This window comes from Pantoea eucalypti (genome assembly GCF_009646115.1).
In the GTDB taxonomy this organism is placed as follows: domain Bacteria; phylum Pseudomonadota; class Gammaproteobacteria; order Enterobacterales; family Enterobacteriaceae; genus Pantoea; species Pantoea eucalypti.
In genome coordinates this window covers 3,912,308-3,932,862 of record NZ_CP045720.1, presented here as the reverse complement: position 1 = coordinate 3,932,862, position 20,555 = coordinate 3,912,308, and the positions used below count along the sequence as shown (strand labels likewise).

Here is a 20,555-nt window from a genome sequence, read left to right as displayed (position 1 = left end):
CGCGAAGGTGGCGGAATTGGTAGACGCGCTAGCTTCAGGTGTTAGTGTCTTAACGGACGTGAGGGTTCAAGTCCCTCTCTTCGCACCAGGCAAAACAGTTAAAAAAATCGGCGAGTAGCGCAGCTTGGTAGCGCAACTGGTTTGGGACCAGTGGGTCGGAGGTTCGAATCCTCTCTCGCCGACCATTTTTAGAAACCTGTCTGAAAAGACAGGTTTTTTTTCGTCTGTAGAAAGAGGATGCAAATTTCTGCGAGAGATTAGGGGCGCAGGCTGTGGAACAATGTTGCGGTGAGTGCGAGCCTGCGAAGGGAACACCGTCAGATGAATCCGGCTTTAGATCTCTCACCAGTCTGAAGCGTCCATGTAAGTTCCCGATGCGTCTGCCAGACTTGAAGCGAAGGGAGCATACGCCTGTAGCAAAGCAGCGCGGGCCAGGGACGGCCCGCGCTGAGGCCGCCAGGGATGGCGTCTTTTGCGTCTTGGCGAAAGGCGTATGCTCCCTGAAGCCGGCACAGCGGTGAGAACGGGCTGCTGTTTGCTAATCTTCGATGCCAGCTCTCCCGCTTTGATTTCGCCAGTTGTCAGTTAAAGTTGCTTAAGCAGGAGTAGCAGCGTCGTGAATCGCCGACAAATAAGTCATTGTTATTGTTAAGTTCACAGAGAGATTGGCCTCGCTGTCTCTATTAAGAGACAGAGAAAATGCAAGCTGTCGCCGGATACCGACACTTAACATCGGACATGGCTAAGAACAGATTTGGCACTGTGGTTAAGTTATTGATTTATAATCACTTTAAAAATAAACCTTAACCTGGCACGGCTTGTGCAACACTTCTGCTGTAGATGCTCATTCCACCTCTTATGTCTGCTTATGCTACATAAACCTGGGAATGATGCAGAGCCAATTTTCGGTACCTGTTGTCTGCCTGCCTGTATCGCGTAAGCCTTACAGGGTTAACAGACACCACGTTGAGTCAGGTACCTCCCGGTTGTCTTACCGACCTGATCTTACACCTGCCACTGGCAGGTGTTTTTTTTTGCCTGCGAGAACCGGAGGGCAGATTTTGGGCACAAAAAAGCCGGGCGAGCCCGGCTTTATCCTGTCTGACAATCGCATCAGGCGTTTGGGTTATTCTTCAGCGTCAGCAACAACCCTTCACGGCGCATTTTTGCAGCCTCTTCCGGGCGATGCAGACGGTCATAAACATCTGCCAGCCATGCATAATCGAACGCATCCGGACGCTGCGCCAGCGCCTGCTGCAGCGCGTCAGCTGCCTGCTGCCATTCCCCATGACGCATCAGCAACTGCCCCAGCGTACTGTGCAGCAACGGCGTTGCGCCATGCTGTTTAATCTGCTGACGTAATGCTTTCTCCAGTGCTTCGGGATTGCCGCTTTTGATACGTGGCATCAGCAGTACCAGACGATCGTCATAATGACGTTTCAGGCCTTCCAGCACGATAGACTGTGCGGTGTCGTGATCGTCACACTCAATCAGATGATCCGCCATGGCGACCTGCAACGTCGTATCCTGACGGGTCTTGCGACTCAGTGTGCTCCACCAGCGCTTCAGCCCATCACTGCCCTGATCAGCCATCGCCTGATTCATCAGACCCAGCCAGGCCTGCTGCTGCAAGGCATCACGATGGAGCTCATCGCCGACCTGTGACTTCTGCATCGACGGCAGAATATCCAGCAACGCACTCCAGGCACCTGTGCGAATATACGCCTGTTCGGCCAGGCGCAGTACTTCCGGGTGACGCGGTGCCACTTCCAGCAGGCGGTCGATGCTATGACGCGCAGCGTGATCTTCGTTACGTGCCAGCTGAATACGTGCGCGGGCGATTTCCACCGGAATGGTATTGTTTTCCGACAGCTCTGCAGCACGCTCAAGATGCTGATTAGCACGGGCTTCATCACCACGCTGTTGTGCAGCTTCTGCAGCCAGCAGATAGTTGGCTACAGGCACATCAGCGTGATCGGCATCTTTAGAGAGCAGTTTCTCAACCTGACGGTGGTCGCCTTCTGCCAGCTTCATCAGCGCCGACTGGGTATGGCGCTGGGCGCGACGGCGTTTACGTCCGGTAAACCAGCCACGGGTTCGCGCGCCGGTGTGCAGCACGCGGCGCAGCAGCCACTCTACGGCCAGAATCACCAGCAGGCTGAGAATAAGGATAATGACCAGGCCTGTGACGCTGGTTTCGATATTCCAGTTATCAGTCTGAATCAGCACGTAGCCCTGATGACCGGCAATCATCGGTCCCAGCACCACGCCCGCAATCAGCAGGATAAAGAGGATAAATACCTTAAGCATGCTTAGCCCCCCTGCTGATTAGCAGCGGCAGAAGGTTGCGCTAACAGGTTGCGCACCCGCGTCTGCATCAGCTGTTCCAGCAACGGCTGACTTTCCAGGTTATCCGGCAGATCCATATTGATGTTCTGCTGACTCAGCTCATCCAGCTGGGCAAGGAAAGCTTTGGTGGCGGCATCATTGGTGTCGTACCAGGCGCGAACCCAGGCGGACACGGTATCGATAGATTGTTTATAAATCTCATCCTGATGACGCGGAACAGCCTGAGCAGCGATCAGCAGACGCGAGCGGATATTCTCACGCAGATATACATCCTGATTCGGTGCCAGCAGCGGCTGTGCGGTGTTATCGCGACGACGGATGGTAATAAAATCATCCATAAAATTATGCCAGCTTTTCACCAGATTCTGACGCCATTCGCGCACCGAACCTGAGAGCTCGCCACCATCGCTGTCCATCGGTGCATCATCGCTGTCGTTATCGGCCAGGCGCAGATTATCAACGTTATTCGACAACTGATTCAGCTTGAGGATCACCCCGTCGTAGTCGACCTGCGTAACGGAAGAGAGGTTGCTGATATCCTGGGTCAGTGCACGACGCACATTCATCACGCTGGGATCGTTCATGTCGGCCAGGCTGGCATCGGCGCTTTTCAGCAGTGCCGCGGCTGTCGTGACATCCTGATCGCTCCAGAGTTTGCGGCCCGCCAGTTTCACCAGATAGTCCGCCTGTGCCAGCAGCCAGCTGCGCACGTCGTTGCCAGAGATCACGGCTACTTTTTCACGCAGGGTTTCCAGCTCTTTTGCTGAGGCATTCTGCTGCTGTTGCGCAGTCTGCAACGCCTTTTCAGCGCTACTTAATTGCTGTGTCAGCTGCTGTTTATCGCTGCCGGCCTGCTGCTGCAACGCGCTTAACTGGTCGCTCAGCTTTTGATTGGTTTGTGCCTGTAAATCAGCCTGATGTTTCCCGTTAAGGTATAAACCCGCACCCATCGCCAGCGCGATGACAATCGCAACGGCACCCAACACCATGCCACCCTTTTTCGCATTACGCGGTGGTGTGCTGTTGCTGGAAGAGGAGCGGTCAACCGCTGGGGTGGTTTCTTCAACCATGGCGGAGGAGTCTTTTTGTTCCGTCATATGTGGCACATCCCATTGTTAAAGTTCAGCGTAACGCGCGCAGCAGCGCATCGTTATCGGCACCATCGGCTACCTGAATATCCTGCCAGCCTAATCCAGCGGCCAGGGTAGCCAAACGTTCACTGACGACAATCAGTCGGCAGTGGAGCAGCCATTCCTCACGATCAACTGCGGGGAACAGCGAAAAGAGCTGTTGTAACATTTCACCGCTGGTCACCACCAGCACCGAGACGCCGCGATCGCGCCAGCGGCGGCCTTCAACGGGTCCATCATAATGCTTCTGGCAGCGCTGGTAGCAGGCAGCAAACGTCACCTCAGCACCTCGCCGGGTTAAGGTCTCTGCCAGCAACTCGAGTCCGGGATCGCCTCGCAGGATCAGCGCACGTTTACCGGAAATCTGCTGAAGCGTGTTTATCTGGATCAATTCCTCACTGGTTTCATGAGCATGTGGCCAGGTCACCTGCTGGCCACTGACGGTGTGAAACGCCAGTGCGGTGCTGCGACCAATTGCATAATAGTCCAGCTCAGTGGGCCATGCTTTGATCGCATGCTGCGCGTAGTGAATAACCTGCTGAGAAAGGATAAAGACGAGGTCGCCAGCATGAAGTCCGGCGAGCTTCTGGGGCAGAGAGGCGAGGTCAGCGCCCGGTGCGAACTCGATCAGCGGCAGGCTCCACGCCTGTTTGCCAAGGGCATGCAGGCGCGATACCAGCTCTGCCGCTGCGGGTTCCGGGCGCGTCACCAGGATGGTCATGCCGGCGGCTGCCCCTGGTAAACTTCTTTCAGGATTTCACGTGCGCCGCCATTCAGCAGTTCATCGGCCAGTGAAATGCCCATCTGTTCTGCCTGCGCGCGTGGACCCCGGCGTTCGCCGCTGACCATCACCCGGCCATCTGGTGCGCCGACCATGCCGCGCAGCCAGAGGTCATTGCCTTCCAGCACCGCGAAACTGCCGATGGGCACCTGGCAGCCACCTTCTAAGCGGGTATTCATGGCGCGTTCCGCTCTGACGCAGACTTCGGTGTCATCGTGGTTCAGTGCCCGTAACAGGTCAATTAAGACGCTGTCGTCCAGACGGCATTCAATGCCGACCGCACCCTGACCCACGGCGGGCAGGGAAACTTCGGCAGGCATTGCCTGGCGAATGCGATCTTCCAGTCCCAGGCGTTTCAGCCCGGCAACGGCCAGAATGATCGCGTCATACTCTCCGGCATCGAGCTTGCCGAGACGGGTGCCCACATTACCCCGCAGCGAACGGATCACCAGATCCGGACGGCGCGCACTAATCTGGCACTGACGACGCAGGCTGGAGGTGCCGACAATGGCTCCCTGTGGCAGCGCGTCAATAGAGTCATAATGATGGGAAACGAACGCATCGCGCGGATCGTCGCGCTCGCAGATGGTCACCAGGCCCAGACCTTCAGGGAAACTGACCGGCACATCTTTCATGGAGTGCACAGCCATATCGGCACGGCCATCCTGCATCGCCAGCTCAAGCTCTTTGACAAACAGTCCTTTGCCACCCACTTTTGCCAGCGGCGTATCAAGAATAATGTCACCTTTCGTGACCATAGGCACCAGCTCAACGCGAAGTCCCGGATGGGCACTCATGAGGCGTTGCTGTACATAATGTGCCTGCCATAATGCGAGCGGGCTTTGTCTTGTAGCAATTCTGAAAATTTTGTCTAACATGCTGTTAACCATTTTTATCGTTCACTGAATATCCTATCATCTCTGGATGAATACTGTCAGTTTCAACGGATTGAAAAGGGCCTGCGCACGGTTTCAGGCCCGGATTATCAAGCCATAACGTGGGAACCAGCGCTGAAAAGGCGGGAAGCTGGTAAGAACGTGCTAAACTGTTAAGTAGCGCAACTTTCTTTACGGTCAATCTGGCGAGTGTTAGATTGATCACGTTTCCAGCAATTATCTGCCCACTTTTTACTTTAATAAGCGGCAGAGCGTGGAAACAGGGTGCTTAAACACTGGGACAATCAGGCGAAACGTCTTGTACCTCTACATTGAGACACTGAAACAGAGACTGGATGCAATCAACCAGCTGCGCGTTGATCGTGCGCTGGCTGCTATGGGACCCGCTTTTCAGCGCGTCTACAGTCTGCTGCCAACCTTATTACATTATCAACATCCTCAGATGCCGGGTTACCTTGAAGGTAGCGTTCCATATGGCATCAGCTTCTACACGCCTGATGAAAATCAGCGCCAGCTGCTGGCCGATCTCACCGGCGACAGTGACCTGCGCCATGCCGATGCGCCGAAAGGCGAGATGCCAATTACCGCCATTTACTCCATGGGCAGCACCTCGTCTGTCGGCCAGAATAGCGTCTCGGATCTCGATATCTGGGTCTGCCATCAATCCTGGCTTGATAATGAAGAGCGCCTGAATCTGCAGCGCAAATGTACGCTATTGCAGAAGTGGTGCGTCTCAATGGGTGTGGAAGTCAGTTTCTTCCTGATTGATGAGAACCGCTTCCGTCACAATGAAAGCGGCAGCCTGGGCGGTGAAGATTGCGGCTCCACCCAACACATTTTGCTGCTGGATGAGTTTTACCGTACCGCGGTTCGTATGGCGGGCAAACGTCTTCTGTGGAATATGGTACCGGGTGAAGAAGAGCATCACTATGACGATTACGTGATGTCGCTGTACGCGAAAGGCGTGCTGACCCCCAATGAGTGGCTCGATCTGGGTGGCCTCGGTACGCTGTCTGCTGAAGAGTATTTTGGTGCCAGTCTGTGGCAGCTCTATAAAAGCATCGACTCGCCTTATAAAGCCGTACTGAAAACGTTGCTGCTGGAAGCCTATAGCTGGGAATACCCGAACACGCAGCTGCTGGCGATGGATATCAAACAGCGCCTGCACGACGGCGAAATCATCTGCTTCGGACTCGATCCTTACTGCATGATGCTGGAACGCGTAACGCACTATCTCACCAGCGTTGACGATCAGCCGCGTCTTGATTTGATTCGTCGCTGCTTCTATCTCAAAGTGTGTGAAAAGCTCAGCACCGAAGATCATCATCATCGCACCGGCTGGCGTCGCGAGATTTTATCGCAGCTGGTCAAAGAGTGGGGCTGGAACGAAGAGAAGATTGCCGTTCTGGACAACCGCGCCGAGTGGAAAATTGAGCGGGTGCGCGAAGCTCATAATGAATTACTGGATGCGATGATGCAAAGTTATCGCAACCTGATCCGCTTTGCCCGCCGTAATAACTTAAGCGTTAGCGCCAGCCCGCAGGATATCGGTGTATTAACCCGTAAACTGTATGCCGCGTTTGAAGCGCTGCCGGGCAAAGTGACGCTGGTGAACCCGCAGATTTCGCCCGATCTCTCTGAACCGAATCTGACCTTTATTCATGTCCCACCTGGCCGTGCCAACCGTTCCGGCTGGTATCTCTATAACCAGGCACCGGATATGGATTCGATCATCAGCCATCAGCCGCTGGAATATAACCGCTACCTGAACAAGCTGGTGGCGTGGGCGTGGTTTAATGGTCTGCTGACCCGCAAAACCCGGCTGCATATTAAAGGCAATGAGATTTGCGATCTGGCGCGTCTGCAGGAGCTGGTCAACGATGTTTCCAGCCACTTCCCGCTGCGTCTGCCTTCGCCGACACCAAAAGCGCTCTACAGCCCGTGTGAAATTCGTCACCTGGCGATTATTGTTAACCTTGAGCATGACCCGACAGCGGCCTTCCGCAACCAGGTGGTGCACTTCGACTTCCGCAAGCTGGATGTTTTTAGCTTTGGTCAGCAGCAGCAGTGCCTGATTGGCAGTATCGATCTGCTCTATCGCAACTCCTGGAATGAGGTGCGTACACTGCATTTCAGCGGCGAACAGGCGATGATCGAAGGACTGAAAACCATTCTTGGCAAGATGCATCAGGATGCCGCACCGCCGGATACGGTGGAAGTGTTCTGCTACAGCCAGCACCTGCGCGGTCTGATCCGCACGCGCGTGCAGCAGCTGGTCTCAGAGTGCATTGAGCTGCGCCTTTCCAGCACACGTCAGGAGCCGGGCCGCTTTAAAGCGCTGCGCATGGCAGGCCAGACCTGGGGTCTGTTCTTTGAACGTATGAGTGTTTCTGTGCAGAAGCTGGAAAATGCCGTTGAGTTTTATGGCGCGATCTCCAACAACAAGCTGCATGGACTCTCTATTAAAGTCGAAACGAATCAGACGCCGCTGCCACCCGTTGTTAACGGCTATGCCAGCGAAGGCATCATTCAGTTCTTCTTTGAAAACACCACGGATGAGCGCGGCTTCAATATCTACATTCTTGATGAGACGAATCGGGTTGAGGTCTATCACCACTGTGAAGGCAGCAAAGAGGAGCTGGTGCGCGACGTCAGTCGGTTCTACTCCTCATCGCACGATCGCTTCACCTATGGGTCGAGCTTTATCAACTTTAACCTGCCGCAGTTCTATCAGATTGTGAACACGGGTGAGCGATTCCAGGTGATTCCGTTCCGTAGTCAGACGCTGACGCAGCTGTGTACGACGCAGCCTGACAACGACAACAGCGACTATCAACCGCGCTATCAGGTGCATTGATGCTGACGGCCTGCCTGCGCTCTGCAGGTGGCCGCTATCTTTCTGGCTTGTCACCCGGTTCACGCTATTAGCGGGGATTTCCTGTTGCTTTTCCACCTTCAACTGCGATGATAAGCATCCAGGTAAAGGACATGAAGAGCATAAAGAATGAAGAAAGTAATAAGCCTGTTGGCCGTGACACTGGCTGTAACCAGCCTTGCAGGTTGTGGTCTGAAAGGACCGCTTTACTTCCCGCCGAAGGATCAGCCGAAGAAACAACAATCGCCGACCGAACGCCAGAAAGCGGATGCCAAAAAAGCCGATGTGGGCGGACTGGTTACCGGCAACTCAGGCGTACAAGCGAACTAATCTGATGGCTTATCCGGCGGAGCAAAAAATGCAGTTCTCCAAAATGCACGGTCTCGGCAACGATTTTATGGTTGTGGATGCAGTGACACAAAACGTCTTTTTTTCGCCGGAGTTGATCCGCCGGCTGGCCGATCGTCATCTGGGGATCGGATTTGATCAGCTGCTGATTGTTGAACCCCCTTACGATCCCGATCTCGATTTCCACTATCGCATTTTCAACGCCGACGGCAGTGAAGTGGCTCAGTGCGGTAACGGTGCGCGCTGTTTTGCCCGCTTTGTTCAGCTCAAAGGGCTGACCAACAAGACCGATATCCGGGTCAGTACGCAAAATGGCCGTATGGTCCTGACCGTGACGCCGGATGACCAGGTGCGCGTGAACATGGGCGAGCCCAACTTTGAGCCTCAGCAGGTGCCGTTCCGCGCCAACAAAGCCGAAAACCTCTATCTGCTGCGCGTTGCCGAACAGACGGTAATGCTGGGTGCGGTGTCGATGGGTAATCCTCACTGCGTCATCCAGGTTGAAAGTGTGAAAACCGCGCAGGTTGAACTGCTGGGCCCGATTCTGGAGAGCCATGAGCGTTTCCCGGATCGCGTCAATGTGGGTTTTATGGAGATCATCAATCCCGAACATATCCGCCTGCGCGTCTATGAACGCGGCGCGGGTGAAACACAGGCGTGCGGCAGTGGCGCCTGTGCTGCCGTTGCATGCGGCATTCAGCAGGGCATTCTGGCACCTAACGTCCGTGTCGATCTGCCTGGTGGAACGCTGCATATCTCCTGGAAAGGTGCCGGTCAGCCGCTCTATATGACCGGGCCTGCGACACACGTCTACGATGGGTTTATTCATCTATGAAAAATATCGAAGAGCAGACTGACAGTTCGGTTCTGCTGGACGATCAGGCCGTCAGTGATTATCTGCGGCAGAATCCCGATTTCTTTATCCGCAATGCCCGCGCAGTTGAACAGATGGCGGTGCCGCATCCGGTGCGCGGCAGCGTGTCGCTGGTCGAGTGGCACATGGCGCGGCAACGCAACCACATTCAGCGGCTGGAAGAAGAGATCACGCTGCTGATGGAGCAGGCCAGCGCTAACCACGAACTGTTTGACCGTCTGCTGTCGCTGGAAAGTCATCTGGCAGCGGCTGATTCGCTGCAGGATATGCTCAACCGACTGCACCGCTGGGCACGTGAATTGGGCCTGGCAGGTGCCAATGTGCGGCTGTTTAGTGATAAATGGCTGCTGGGCGCGCCTTCCGATTTCTTTCAGCTGAGCCTGTCGCGTCAGGCGTTTGAACCGCTGCGTATTCAGCGCTTCGGTAACCAGCATCACTATCTCGGCAACATTAATGGCCCGGAACTGCTGCTGCTGCTGCCGCAGGCAAAAGCGATCGGTTCGGTGGCCATGTCGCTGATGGGCGAAGAGGGCGATCTCGGCGTGCTGGTGTTCAGCAGTCGCGACAGCCAGCACTACCAGTCGGGTATGGGGACACTGCTGTTGCAGCACCTGTCGCAGATGATGCCTGATCTGCTTTCCCGCTGGGTCGAGCGCGCATGAGTAGCACGCTGCTGGAGGCTGTCGACGGATTCCTGCGCTACCTGAAAGTGGAGCGCCAGCTGAGTCCGTTAACCCAGAGCAGTTATGCGCGACAGCTTGCCGCGCTGGTGGCGATTGCTGACGAGATGAAGCTCAGCAGCTGGGCACAGCTGGAACCCGCGCAGGTGCGCAGCATGGCGGCGCGTAGCCGTCGTGCCGGACTCTCTGCCAGCAGCCTGGCGCTGCGCCTCTCTGCGCTGCGCAGTTTCCTCGACTGGCAGGTGAGTCAGGGTTTGCTCTCCGCTAATCCTGCCAAAGGGGTAATGACGCCACGTAAAGCACGGCATCTGCCCAAAAATATTGATGTTGATGAAGTGAATCAGCTGCTGGAGATCGACCTTGACGATCCGCTGGCGGTGCGCGACCGGGCGATGCTGGAAGTGATGTATGGCGGCGGTCTGCGTCTCTCCGAACTGGTCAATATGGATTGCCGCCATGTCGATCTCGATTCCGGTGAAGTGTGGGTCGTGGGTAAGGGCAGCAAAGAGCGCCGGGTTCCGATTGGCCGCACGGCCGTCACCTGGATCCAGCACTGGCTGCCGCTGCGTGAAACGTTCGGTGCCCAGGATGATGCGCTGTTTCTGTCGACACGCGGCAACCGCATTTCGCCCCGCAACGTACAGAAGCGCTTTGCCGAATGGGGCATCAGACAGGGTCTGGCGAGCCATATCCATCCGCATAAGTTGCGCCACTCTTTTGCCACCCATCTGCTGGAGTCCAGCGGCGACCTGCGCGCCGTGCAGGAGTTACTGGGGCATGCGAATCTGTCGACGACCCAGATCTACACCCATCTCGACTTCCAGCATCTGGCTTCGGTGTATGATGCTGCGCATCCCCGCGCCAAACGAGGAAAGAACGAATGAAGTTTTATCGTCCGCTATCGGCCATTAAAGCTATGAGCTTCGACCTTGATGACACGCTCTACGATAACTACCCGGTGATTCGTCGTACCACGCTGGAGTCCCATGCAGCGTTGCAGGCTTTTCATCCGGCGCTGCGTGACTTCACGCCGCAGGATTATCAGCAGTTGCGTGACGAACTGCTTCAGCGTGAGCCTGAAATCTATCATGATGTGTCGGAGTGGCGACGCCGTTCGGTAGAGCTGGCGATGCTGAATGTCGGCCTCTCGGCTGCTGAAGCGACAGCGGGCGCGGCAGATGTCATGGCGGTCTTTCATCAGTGGCGGAGCCAGGTCGAGATGCCGGATGAGACGCATCAGACGCTGAAAGCGCTGGCGGAAAAAATCCCGCTGGTGGCGGTCACCAACGGTAACGCCTGCCCGGAAAAAATGGGCATTGCGCACTACTTTCAGTTTACGCTGCGGGCCGGGCCGGATGGGCGCGCCAAGCCGTGGCAGGATATGTATCAGCTTGCCGCGCAACGCCTTGATATCGCACCACATCATATTCTGCATGTCGGTGATGACCTCACAACCGATGTCGCGGGCTCACTGCGCTGCGGACTGCAGGCCTGCTGGATTAACCTGCGGCAGGGCAACCTGATGCATATCCCGGATGCGCGCCTGTTGCCGCATGTCGAAATTTCGCGGTTGGCATCACTCACCTCACTGCTATAATGGCTGTAAATTTATCCAGTCGTCTCCTCTTTTCTGCTTTGCCGCCGTCACTCATCTGGCATCTGTGTCGCCGCCTGACGGGCAGCGATACTGTCTTGCGGCAGGCGGAATAATCAGCGCGACGACGACGCTTTTTCTCTGGTAAACGGTGCTTATGGACGTTTCTGAACTGCTCGATGGTTTGAATGACAATCAGCGCGCTGCCGTTGCGGCTCCGCGCAGTAACCTGCTGGTGCTGGCAGGCGCGGGCAGTGGTAAAACGCGGGTGCTGGTGCATCGCATTGCCTGGCTGATGTCGGTGGAGAATTGCTCTCCCTATTCAATTATGGCGGTGACCTTTACCAACAAAGCGGCCGCGGAGATGCGTCACCGTATCGAGCATCTGATCGGCACCAGTCAGGGCGGGATGTGGATCGGCACCTTCCACGGCCTGGCGCACCGTTTACTGCGCGCTCACCATCTTGATGCCGGTCTGCCGCAGGATTTTCAGATCCTCGACAGTGAAGATCAGCTGCGTCTGCTTAAGCGCCTGATTAAATCCATGAACCTTGATGACAAGCAGTGGCCTGCGCGTCAGGGCATGTGGTACATCAACGGCAAAAAAGATGAAGGCCTGCGGCCAAAGCATATTGAAAGCTACGGCAATCCGATTGAGCAGACCTGGCTGCGCATTTATCAGGCCTATCAGGAAGCCTGTGATCGCGCCGGTCTAGTCGATTTCGCTGAGCTGCTGCTGCGCGCCCATGAGCTGTGGCTCAACAAGCCGCACATTCTTAATCACTACCGCGAACGTTTTACCAACGTGCTGGTGGATGAGTTTCAGGATACCAACAACATTCAGTACGCCTGGATTCGGATGCTGGCGGGTGACAGCGGTCGTGTGATCATCGTAGGCGATGATGACCAGTCTATCTACGGCTGGCGCGGCGCGCAGGTCGAGAATATCCAGCGCTTCCTGCAGGATTTCCCTGGCGCGGAAACCATTCGTCTGGAGCAGAACTATCGCTCAACCAATAACATCCTGAAAGCCGCCAATGCCCTGATCGCCAACAACAATGGCCGCCTGGGTAAAGAGCTCTGGACTGAAGGCAGCGATGGTGAGCCAATCTCTATCTATTGCGCCTTTAATGAGCTGGATGAAGCACGCTTTGTGGTTAACCGCATCAAGGTCTGGATGGAGAACGGCGGCGCGCTCAACGACTGCGCCATTCTCTATCGCAGCAACGCCCAGTCGCGTGTGCTGGAAGAGGCGCTGCTGCAAAGCAGCATGCCGTACCGTATTTATGGCGGCATGCGCTTCTTCGAACGCCAGGAGATCAAAGATGCGCTCTCCTATCTGCGTCTGATGGCGAACCGCAATGACGACGCGGCCTTTGAGCGCGTGGTAAATACCCCGACACGTGGCGTGGGCGATCGCACGCTCGACGTGGTGCGTCAGACCGCCCGTGAGCGTCAGATGACGTTGTGGCAGGCCACGCGCGAACTGCTGCAAAGCCGCGCGCTGGCTGGCCGTGCCGCGTCTGCGCTGCAACGCTTCTGTGAGCTGGTCGATTCACTGGCTACCGAAACCGCCGATTTACCGCTGCATGTTCAGACTGACCGGGTCATTAAAGACTCAGGCCTGTGGCTGATGTATGAGCAGGAAAAAGGTGAGAAGGGCCAGGCGCGTATCGAAAACCTTGAGGAGCTGGTGACGGCAACACGCCAGTTCAGCTATCAGGACGAAGATGAAGATCTGATGCCGCTGCAGGCCTTCTTGTCCCATGCCGCCCTTGAAGCGGGTGAAGGTCAGGCGGACAAGTGGCAGGATGCGGTTCAGTTGATGACGCTGCACTCGGCGAAAGGGCTGGAGTTTAGCCAGGTCTTTATTGTCGGCATGGAAGAGGGGATGTTCCCGAGCCAGATGTCGCTGGATGAAGGCGGACGTCTGGAAGAGGAGCGTCGTCTGGCTTATGTCGGCGTAACACGTGCCATGATGAAGCTGACGCTGACCTACGCTGAAACCCGCCGACTCTATGGTAAGGAAGTGTATCACCGGCCTTCCCGTTTCATCGGCGAACTGCCCGAAGCGTGCATCGAAGAAGTGCGTCTGCGCGCCAGCGTGAGCCGTCCGGTAAACCATCAGCGGATGGGTGCCCCGGTGACCAAAAATGACAGCGGATTCGCGCTGGGTCAGCGTGTTCATCACGCGAAATTTGGCGAAGGCACCATCATTAATCTGGAAGGCAGCGGTGAACACAGCCGCCTGCAGGTGGCGTTTCAGGGGCAGGGAATCAAGTGGCTGGTGGCGGCTTACGCGAAGCTGGAAACGCTTTAGCGTGCGGTTGACGGCTTTTTCGTCTCAGCGTAACATGCGCCCACTATTATCATGAGAGGACAATGCCTTGGACACGCCCAGTCGATGCTGGCTCGATGACCTGGATACCAGGAATAACATCTAAGGCTACCTCTTTACGCGGGTAGCCTTAGCGGTTATCAGCGACCTCCCTTTTTGATTCCGTCGCACGAGTCAGCACTGATTTATCTCTGAAACTCTGTTTCCGTGTTCAGGCCGTACGTTCTATGTTGAGGAACGGCGGACTGCCTTGTCCCATTTAGTCTGCAATGGGGAGTATTGCTATGCTGAGCGCATTTAAACTGGATCACAGCCGCCTGACGCGACTGGAGCTGGAAGACGAAAACGACAAACTGACCACCTCCGTCTGGGTCGATCTTATTGAACCGGAAGAGGGCGAACGTGATCGGGTGCAGTCAGAACTGGGTCAGAGCCTGGCAACACGGCCTGAGCTGGAAGACATTGAGGCCTCAGCACGTTTCTTCGAAGATGAAGATGGTCTGCATATTCACTCCTTCTTCTTCTATGAAGATGCTGACGATCACGCCGGTAACTCTACTGTGGCGTTCACCATCCGTGAAGGCCGCCTCTATACACTGCGCGAACGCGAACTGCCCGCTTTTCGCCTCTATCGTATGCGCGCCCGTAACCAGACGCTGATCGACGGCAATGCCTTTGAGCTGCTGCTCGACCTGTTTGAAACCAAAATCGAACAGCTTGCCGATGAAATCGAGAACATCTACAGCGCGCTGGAGAAACTCAGCCGGGTGATCATGGAAGGTCAGCAGGGCGAAGAGTACGATCAGGCGCTGTCGCGGTTAGCGGAACTGGAAGATATCGGCTGGAAAGTGCGCCTCTGTCTGATGGATACCCAGCGCGCGCTGAACTTCCTGGTGCGTAAAGCGCGCCTGCCGGGCAATCAGCTGGAGCAGGCACGTGAAATTCTGCGCGATATCGAATCGCTCCTGCCGCATAACGAATCGCTGTTCCAGAAGGTGAACTTCCTGATGCAGGCGGCAATGGGCTTTATCAATATCGAGCAGAACCGCATCATCAAGATCTTCTCCGTGGTCTCCGTGGTATTTCTGCCGCCAACGCTGGTGGCTTCCAGCTACGGGATGAACTTCGAGTTTATGCCGGAACTGAAGTGGAGCTTTGGTTATCCTGCGGCTATCGGCCTGATGATTCTTGCCGGACTGGCACCTTATCTCTACTTCAAGCGTAAAAACTGGCTTTAAAACAGCCACGGGCCATCTTAGATGGCCCGTTTTGCTGGCTCTCATCCCCGTTTCTGCGTACTCTGACCCTCCTTTTTTTACAAATAATTAACTTCTTATGGACGCTTTTTCGTTGCGCGCGCAGTGGACGCTGCTGTTGCTGGTCTCAGTGTTGCTGGGTGCGGTGCTGCACTATTTTCATGTGCCTGCCGCGCTGTTACTGGGACCGATGATCGTGGGCGTGGTGATGGGGCTATCAGGTGCCACGCTGCGCATTGATAAACGGTTCTTCCTGGTTGCTCAGGCCGTTCTGGGCTGCATGATTGCGCAAAGCCTGTCACCTTCGATTCTGACACCGCTGATTCAGGACTGGCCGATCGTACTGGCGGTGCTGTTGCTGACGCTGGCGGCCAGTGGCTTGTCCGGTTTTCTGCTGGTGCGCTTCAGTCATCTGCCTGGCCCGACCGGCGCATGGGGATCGTCGCCGGGGGGAGCATCGGCCATGGTGGCGATGGCGGGTGACTTTGGCGCTGACGTCCGGCTGGTGGCGTTTATGCAGTATCTGCGGGTGCTGTTTGTCGCCTCGGCGGCCGCGCTGGTGGCGCGCATCGGGCTGGGCGATGAAGCACACAGCGTGTCGCTGCTCTGGTTTCCGGCGCTGAATCGCGGTTTTGCCATTACCCTGGTCGTCATGCTGCTGGGCGCATGGCTGGGCACACGACTGCGCATTCCTTCTGGCGCGTTGCTGCTGCCCGCACTGGCGGGTGCGGCACTGAACAGCAGTCATATCGCGATATTACAGGTGCCGGAATGGTTGCTGGCCGTGGCCTATGCGCTGATTGGCTGGAGCGTGGGACTGCGTTTCACCCGCCCGATTTTTCTGCTGGCACTGCGCACGCTGCCGCAAATGCTGGCCTCGATCTTCGGGTTGATGTTGTTGTGTGGCGGGCTGGCGTGGATGCTGACCCGAATGCTGGATATCGATCTGATGACGGCTTATCTCGCCACCAGTCCAGGCGGACTGGACACGGTGGCGATTATTGCTGCAGGCACGCAGGTCAATATGGCGTTTGTGATGGCGATGCAGACGTTGCGTCTCTTTACCATCCTGCTGACCGGCCCGGCTTTAGCGCGCTTTATTTCACGCTACGCGCGCACGGGAACGGGAGCGGAATGAAAACGCCACCGCATCGCAGACAAACACCAGCAGCGCCAGCCAGATGAAGGCAAAGGTCACCAGCTTGTCTGGCGTGATGGTTTCACCGTAAAACACCACCGCCAGGACAAACATCAGCGTCGGGCCGAGGTACTGGAAGAAGCCCACGGTGGAGAGTCGCAGTCGGCTGCAGGCCGCCGCAAACAGCATCAGTGGAATGGTGGTAACAATGCCGGCCGCAATCAGCTTCAGGTTGAGGCTCAGCGGGTTAGCCGATAAATGGCTGGTGGCGCTGTCGGCAAAGCCAAACAGGTAAATCGCCGCCAGCGGGAACAGCCACAGGGTTTCAATCAGCATACCGCTCTGCGCATCGACCTGAATCTTTTTGCGCAAAAGACCGTAGAGGGCAAAGCTCAGCGCCAGGCCCAGCGCGATAATCGGTAACGATCCAAACTGCCACAGCTGCACCAGCACGCCGACGGCTGCCAGCAGTACGGCCAGCCACTGCAGGCGACGAAAGCGTTCGCGCAGAAACAGCATGCCGAACACCACGTTAATCAGCGGGTTAATAAAGTAACCGAGGCTGGCTTCCAGCATATGCTGATTGTTGACCGCCCAGATGAACAGCAGCCAGTTGCCGCCGATCGTCACTGCTGTCAGCGCCAGCATCAGCACTTTTCGGGGCTGGCGCAATACGCTGCGTACACCGGGCCAGCTGCGGCTCAGGGTAATCAGCAACAGCATAAAGAGCGCAGACCAGATCACGCGATGCGTCATGATTTCTGTCGCGGGAACCTGTTTCACTAGCTTGAAATAGGCGGGCGCAATGCCCCAGATAAAGTAAGCGCCCAGTGCAAAGCCAACGCCCTGCCGGGTTTGTTGCGTATCCATATGCGATCCATTCAGTGTCGTGGTTAGCCGATAAGATAGGTGGCAGTCGCCGTAGCGATGTAGTCGCCCTGTTGATTGTGCAGCTCCACCCGAGCCACTCCGACTTTGTTACCGGCACGCAGCAGGCTGCTGGTGGCGATGAAGCGTTCACCGCGTCCGGGACGTAAATAGTCGACACGCATATCAATGGTGCCCATGCGCGACAGACGCTGGCGCAGCTCCTCCTCAGTGATGCTCTCCTGACGGGTTAGCGCATTACTGACGCAGACCATGCCCGCAGCGACATCCAGTACCGAGGCGATAACACCGCCGTGCAGAATCTGCTGTGCCTGGTTACCTACCAGCATGGTTTTGTTATTGAAACTGATCTCTGCGTAGTCTGCGTCAAGGCGCAGCAGCTCCAGGCCCAGCGCCTGATTAAACGGCATGTGATAAACGAAAATTTCGCCGACCAGCTTACGAGCGTCCTGCTGTGTCAGCACGGGTGATGACATGATGATGTGTCCTGAAAAAATCGGGCCAGAGGGGCGCGGAACGTTAATGAGTTGTGTATTCTATGACGCCTGCGAGGGTGTTTCCAGTTTAAGAAATCAGCACTCATGCTCGCTGCCATTTGTGTGTAGAATGGCCTGCTTTTTACGACACCCTTTCAGTTATTCTGATACGCAGTTGCTCACCGGAGAATTCTATGCGTAAGCATCGCGCCTTGCTGGCGGCAATGTTGATATTTCCTGCGCTGGCGCAGGCGGATGAAGCCCAGATTAAAGAGGTTCATGACGCGCCACAGGTCCAGGGCAGCATTATTGCTAACCTGCTGGAGAAGCACGACAACCCGTTTGTTCTCTATCCTTACGAGAACAACTATCTGCTCTACACCTATACCAGCGATCTGAATAAAGAGGCGATCTCATCCTATAACTGGGGAGAAAATGCCCGTAAAGATGAAGTGAAATTCCAGCTCAGTCTGGCATTTCCGTTATGGCGCGGTATTCTGGGCGACAACTCCGTCCTGGCGGCCTCTTATACACAGCGTTCCTGGTGGCAGCTGTCGAATAGCGCGGAGTCTTCGCCATTCCGCGAAACCAACTATGAACCCCAGATCTTCCTCGGCTGGGCAACCGACTATTCACTGGCGGGCTGGACCTTACGGGATGTTGAAGTGGGTCTGAATCATCAGTCCAATGGACGAAGCGATCCGACTTCGCGCAGCTGGAACCGTGTTTATGCGCGTCTGATGGCGGAGAACGGTAACTTCCTGGCGGAAATCAAACCCTGGTATCGCATCCCGGAAGGGGAGAGCAGCGATGATAATCCTGATATCACCAAATACATGGGTTATTACCGTGCCAAAGTGGGCTACCGGCTAGGCGACAGTATTTTCAGCGTTGAGGGCAACTATAACTGGAACAGCGGTTATGGCGGCGCGACAATGGGCTGGAGCTACCCTATCACTGAACACGTTCGCTTCTATACTCAGGTATTTAGCGGTTACGGTGAATCACTGATCGATTACAACCATCGCCAGACGCGTCTGGGTGTGGGTGTAACGCTTAACGACTTGTTCTAATCTCAAACGTAAGACAGGAATCGCGTGGCAACCTCGGCAGTTCTCAATCAGGAAGCGCTGGCGCAGCAGGTATTGCAGGATACCTTCGGCTATCAGCATTTTCGTCCCGGTCAGCAGACGATCATTCATCAGGCGCTAAGCGGGCGCGATTGCCTGGTGGTGATGCCCACTGGCGGGGGGAAATCGCTTTGTTATCAGATTCCGGCGCTGGTGCGCGAGGGACTGACGCTGGTGGTGTCACCGCTGATCTCTCTGATGAAAGATCAGGTCGATCAGCTGCTGGCGAATGGCGTGGCGGCAGCGTATCTCAACTCCACCATGACGCGCGATCAGCAGCAGACGGTGATGGCAGACTGCCGTACCGGTCGGGTTAAGCTACTTTATATCGCTCCCGAACGCCTGATGATGGATAACTTCCTGGAAAGTCTGGCGCACTGGCAGCCCGCGATGCTGGCAGTGGACGAAGCGCACTGCATTTCCCAGTGGGGCCACGATTTCCGTCCGGAATATGGCGCACTCGGAAAGATGCGTCAGCGCTTCCCGGAATTACCGGTGATGGCACTGACCGCGACGGCGGATGAAACCACCCGCAATGACATCGTTAACCTGCTGCACATGCAGGATCCGCTGATCCAGATCAGCAGCTTTGACCGTCCTAATATCCGTTACACGCTGGTGGAGAAATTTAAACCCACCGATCAGCTGCTGCGCTACGTTCAGGATCAGCGCGGTAAGTGCGGCATTATCTACTGCAACAGCCGGGCGAAGGTGGAAGACACCGCCGCGCGTCTGCAAAGCCGTGGATTCAGCGTGGGCGCCTATCATGCCGGAATCGATAGCGAACAGCGTGGCCGGGTGCAGGAAGCGTTTCAACGTGACGATCTGCAAATCGTGGTGGCGACGGTGGCCTTTGGCATGGGTATCAACAAACCCAACGTCCGTTTTGTCGTTCACTTCGATATTCCGCGTAATATTGAGTCCTATTATCAGGAAACCGGCCGGGCCGGACGTGATGGTCTGCCCGCCGAAGCGATGATGCTCTACGATCCGGCCGATATGGCCTGGTTGCGTAAATGCCTCGAAGAGAAAGTGCCAGGGCCGCTGCAGGATATTGAACGCCACAAGCTCAATGCGATGGGCGCGTTTGCGGAAGCGCAGACCTGCCGGCGTCTGGTGCTGCTGAACTATTTTGGCGAGGGTCGCCAGCAGCCATGCGGCAACTGCGATATCTGTCTCGATCCGCCTAAACGCTATGACGGTCTGGTTGAAGCGCAAAAAGCGCTTTCCGGTATCTACCGTGTTGGTCAGCGTTTTGGCATGGGCTATATCGTTGAGGTGCTGCGCGGGTCTAATAATCAGCGTATTCGTGAACAGGGTCATGACAAACTGCCGGTTTATGGGCTGGGCAAAGACCAGAGTCACGAACACTGGGTCAGTGTGTTACGTCAGTTAATCCATCTGGGGCTGGTGACGCAGAACATCGCTATGCATTCGGCGTTGCAGTTGACCGAAGCAGCGCGCCCGGTGCTGCGCGGTGAAGTGCCACTGATGCTGGCAGTGCCGCGATTGATTACTGCGAAAACAAAAAGCAGCAGTCCGGCGAAGTTTCTCGGTGGCAATTACGACCGCAAGCTGTTCGCCAAGCTGCGTAAGCTGCGAAAAGCGATCGCCGACGAAGAGAATATTCCCCCCTATGTGGTGTTCAATGACGCCACACTGATAGAGATGGCAGAACAGATGCCGGTCAGCGCGTCGGAGATGCTCAGCGTCAACGGCGTGGGCCACCGCAAACTGGAGCGCTTTGGCAAACCTTTCCTGGTGATGATCAAAGAGCATCTTGATGATGAAGAATAAAGGAC

The 20,555-nt window shown here is 55.9% G+C and carries 18 protein-coding genes and 2 tRNA genes; 14 read left to right on the top strand and 6 right to left on the bottom strand.

Going from position 1 to position 20,555, the window contains the following annotated elements; all coding sequences use genetic code 11:
* Position 1 precedes the first annotated feature (1 nt).
* Both EE896_RS18330 and EE896_RS18325 read left to right on the top strand, forming a co-directional pair.
* Positions 2–88, top strand: a tRNA-Leu gene (locus tag EE896_RS18330).
* A gap of 20 nt (positions 89–108) precedes the next feature.
* A tRNA-Pro gene (locus EE896_RS18325) sits at positions 109–185 on the top strand.
* A gap of 928 nt (positions 186–1,113) precedes the next feature.
* Here EE896_RS18325 and hemY read toward each other — a convergent pair.
* From hemY to hemC, 4 genes are read right to left on the bottom strand one after another with little or no spacing between them, the layout of a single operon-like run.
* Positions 1,114–2,310, bottom strand: a complete 1,197-nt coding sequence (gene hemY, locus EE896_RS18320; RefSeq protein ID WP_008926434.1) for a protoheme IX biogenesis protein HemY — start codon at positions 2,308–2,310, stop codon at positions 1,114–1,116.
* A gap of 2 nt (positions 2,311–2,312) precedes the next feature.
* On the bottom strand, positions 2,313–3,446 hold the full coding sequence (gene hemX / locus EE896_RS18315) for a uroporphyrinogen-III C-methyltransferase (RefSeq protein WP_003854351.1): 1,134 nt from the start codon (positions 3,444–3,446) through the stop codon (positions 2,313–2,315).
* Positions 3,447–3,471: 25 nt separating this feature from the next.
* On the bottom strand, positions 3,472–4,200 hold the full coding sequence (hemD, locus tag EE896_RS18310; protein WP_140916077.1) for a uroporphyrinogen-III synthase: 729 nt from the start codon (positions 4,198–4,200) through the stop codon (positions 3,472–3,474).
* Entirely contained in the window at positions 4,197–5,138 is a 942-nt protein-coding gene (hemC, locus tag EE896_RS18305) for a hydroxymethylbilane synthase (RefSeq protein ID WP_033743361.1), read from the bottom strand. Before hemC ends, hemD begins: the two co-directional genes overlap by 4 nt.
* 316 nt (positions 5,139–5,454) lie before the next feature.
* Here hemC and EE896_RS18300 point away from each other — a divergent pair, with 316 nt between their 5' ends.
* The 10 genes from EE896_RS18300 (at position 5,455) to EE896_RS18260 (ending at position 16,259) form a co-directional block, all read left to right on the top strand.
* Positions 5,455–8,013 (top strand): class I adenylate cyclase, encoded by a 2,559-nt coding sequence (locus tag EE896_RS18300; protein WP_140916079.1) that lies wholly within the window; start codon positions 5,455–5,457, stop codon positions 8,011–8,013.
* Between the two features lie 147 nt (positions 8,014–8,160).
* The gene (gene lptM / locus EE896_RS18295; protein WP_008926437.1) at positions 8,161–8,361 is read left to right on the top strand and encodes an LPS translocon maturation chaperone LptM; all 201 of its coding nucleotides are present in this window, start codon (positions 8,161–8,163) and stop codon (positions 8,359–8,361) included.
* Between the two features lie 28 nt (positions 8,362–8,389).
* A complete protein-coding gene (gene dapF, locus EE896_RS18290) occupies positions 8,390–9,214 on the top strand; it encodes a diaminopimelate epimerase (protein WP_008926438.1) in 825 nt (274 codons plus the stop codon).
* On the top strand, positions 9,211–9,915 hold the full coding sequence (locus tag EE896_RS18285; RefSeq protein ID WP_003854361.1) for a DUF484 domain-containing protein: 705 nt from the start codon (positions 9,211–9,213) through the stop codon (positions 9,913–9,915). Before dapF ends, EE896_RS18285 begins: the two co-directional genes overlap by 4 nt.
* Positions 9,912–10,817 carry a tyrosine recombinase XerC gene (gene xerC / locus EE896_RS18280; RefSeq protein WP_008926439.1) on the top strand — a complete coding sequence of 302 codons (906 nt, stop codon included), beginning with the start codon at positions 9,912–9,914 and terminating at the stop codon, positions 10,815–10,817. Before EE896_RS18285 ends, xerC begins: the two co-directional genes overlap by 4 nt.
* On the top strand, positions 10,814–11,530 hold the full coding sequence (yigB, locus tag EE896_RS18275; RefSeq protein ID WP_039658612.1) for a 5-amino-6-(5-phospho-D-ribitylamino)uracil phosphatase YigB: 717 nt from the start codon (positions 10,814–10,816) through the stop codon (positions 11,528–11,530). Before xerC ends, yigB begins: the two co-directional genes overlap by 4 nt.
* 154 nt (positions 11,531–11,684) lie before the next feature.
* Positions 11,685–13,847 (top strand): DNA helicase II, encoded by a 2,163-nt coding sequence (gene uvrD, locus EE896_RS18270; protein ID WP_003854368.1) that lies wholly within the window; start codon positions 11,685–11,687, stop codon positions 13,845–13,847.
* 67 nt (positions 13,848–13,914) lie between these two features.
* Positions 13,915–13,971, top strand: a complete 57-nt coding sequence (gene ysgD / locus EE896_RS22910) for a YsgD/CorL family protein (RefSeq protein WP_370581311.1) — start codon at positions 13,915–13,917, stop codon at positions 13,969–13,971.
* Between the two features lie 178 nt (positions 13,972–14,149).
* Positions 14,150–15,103: a magnesium/cobalt transporter CorA gene (corA, locus tag EE896_RS18265; RefSeq protein ID WP_003854370.1), complete on the top strand. Its 954-nt coding sequence runs from the start codon at positions 14,150–14,152 to the stop codon at positions 15,101–15,103.
* Positions 15,104–15,200: 97 nt separating this feature from the next.
* Positions 15,201–16,259 (top strand): AbrB family transcriptional regulator, encoded by a 1,059-nt coding sequence (locus EE896_RS18260; RefSeq protein WP_003854372.1) that lies wholly within the window; start codon positions 15,201–15,203, stop codon positions 16,257–16,259.
* Here EE896_RS18260 and rarD read toward each other — a convergent pair.
* Positions 16,224–17,129: an EamA family transporter RarD gene (gene rarD, locus EE896_RS18255; RefSeq protein WP_003854374.1), complete on the bottom strand. Its 906-nt coding sequence runs from the start codon at positions 17,127–17,129 to the stop codon at positions 16,224–16,226. The genes EE896_RS18260 and rarD overlap by 36 nt on opposite strands.
* A gap of 23 nt (positions 17,130–17,152) precedes the next feature.
* Complete coding sequence (locus tag EE896_RS18250; protein WP_008926441.1) at positions 17,153–17,623, bottom strand: thioesterase family protein; 471 nt, start codon at positions 17,621–17,623, stop codon at positions 17,153–17,155.
* 194 nt (positions 17,624–17,817) lie between these two features.
* Here EE896_RS18250 and pldA point away from each other — a divergent pair, with 194 nt between their 5' ends.
* Both pldA and recQ read left to right on the top strand, forming a co-directional pair.
* The gene (gene pldA, locus EE896_RS18245; RefSeq protein WP_105100011.1) at positions 17,818–18,696 is read left to right on the top strand and encodes a phospholipase A; all 879 of its coding nucleotides are present in this window, start codon (positions 17,818–17,820) and stop codon (positions 18,694–18,696) included.
* Positions 18,697–18,720: 24 nt separating this feature from the next.
* On the top strand, positions 18,721–20,550 hold the full coding sequence (recQ, locus tag EE896_RS18240) for an ATP-dependent DNA helicase RecQ (RefSeq protein ID WP_003854379.1): 1,830 nt from the start codon (positions 18,721–18,723) through the stop codon (positions 20,548–20,550).
* The last annotated feature ends 5 nt before the right edge of the window (positions 20,551–20,555 follow it).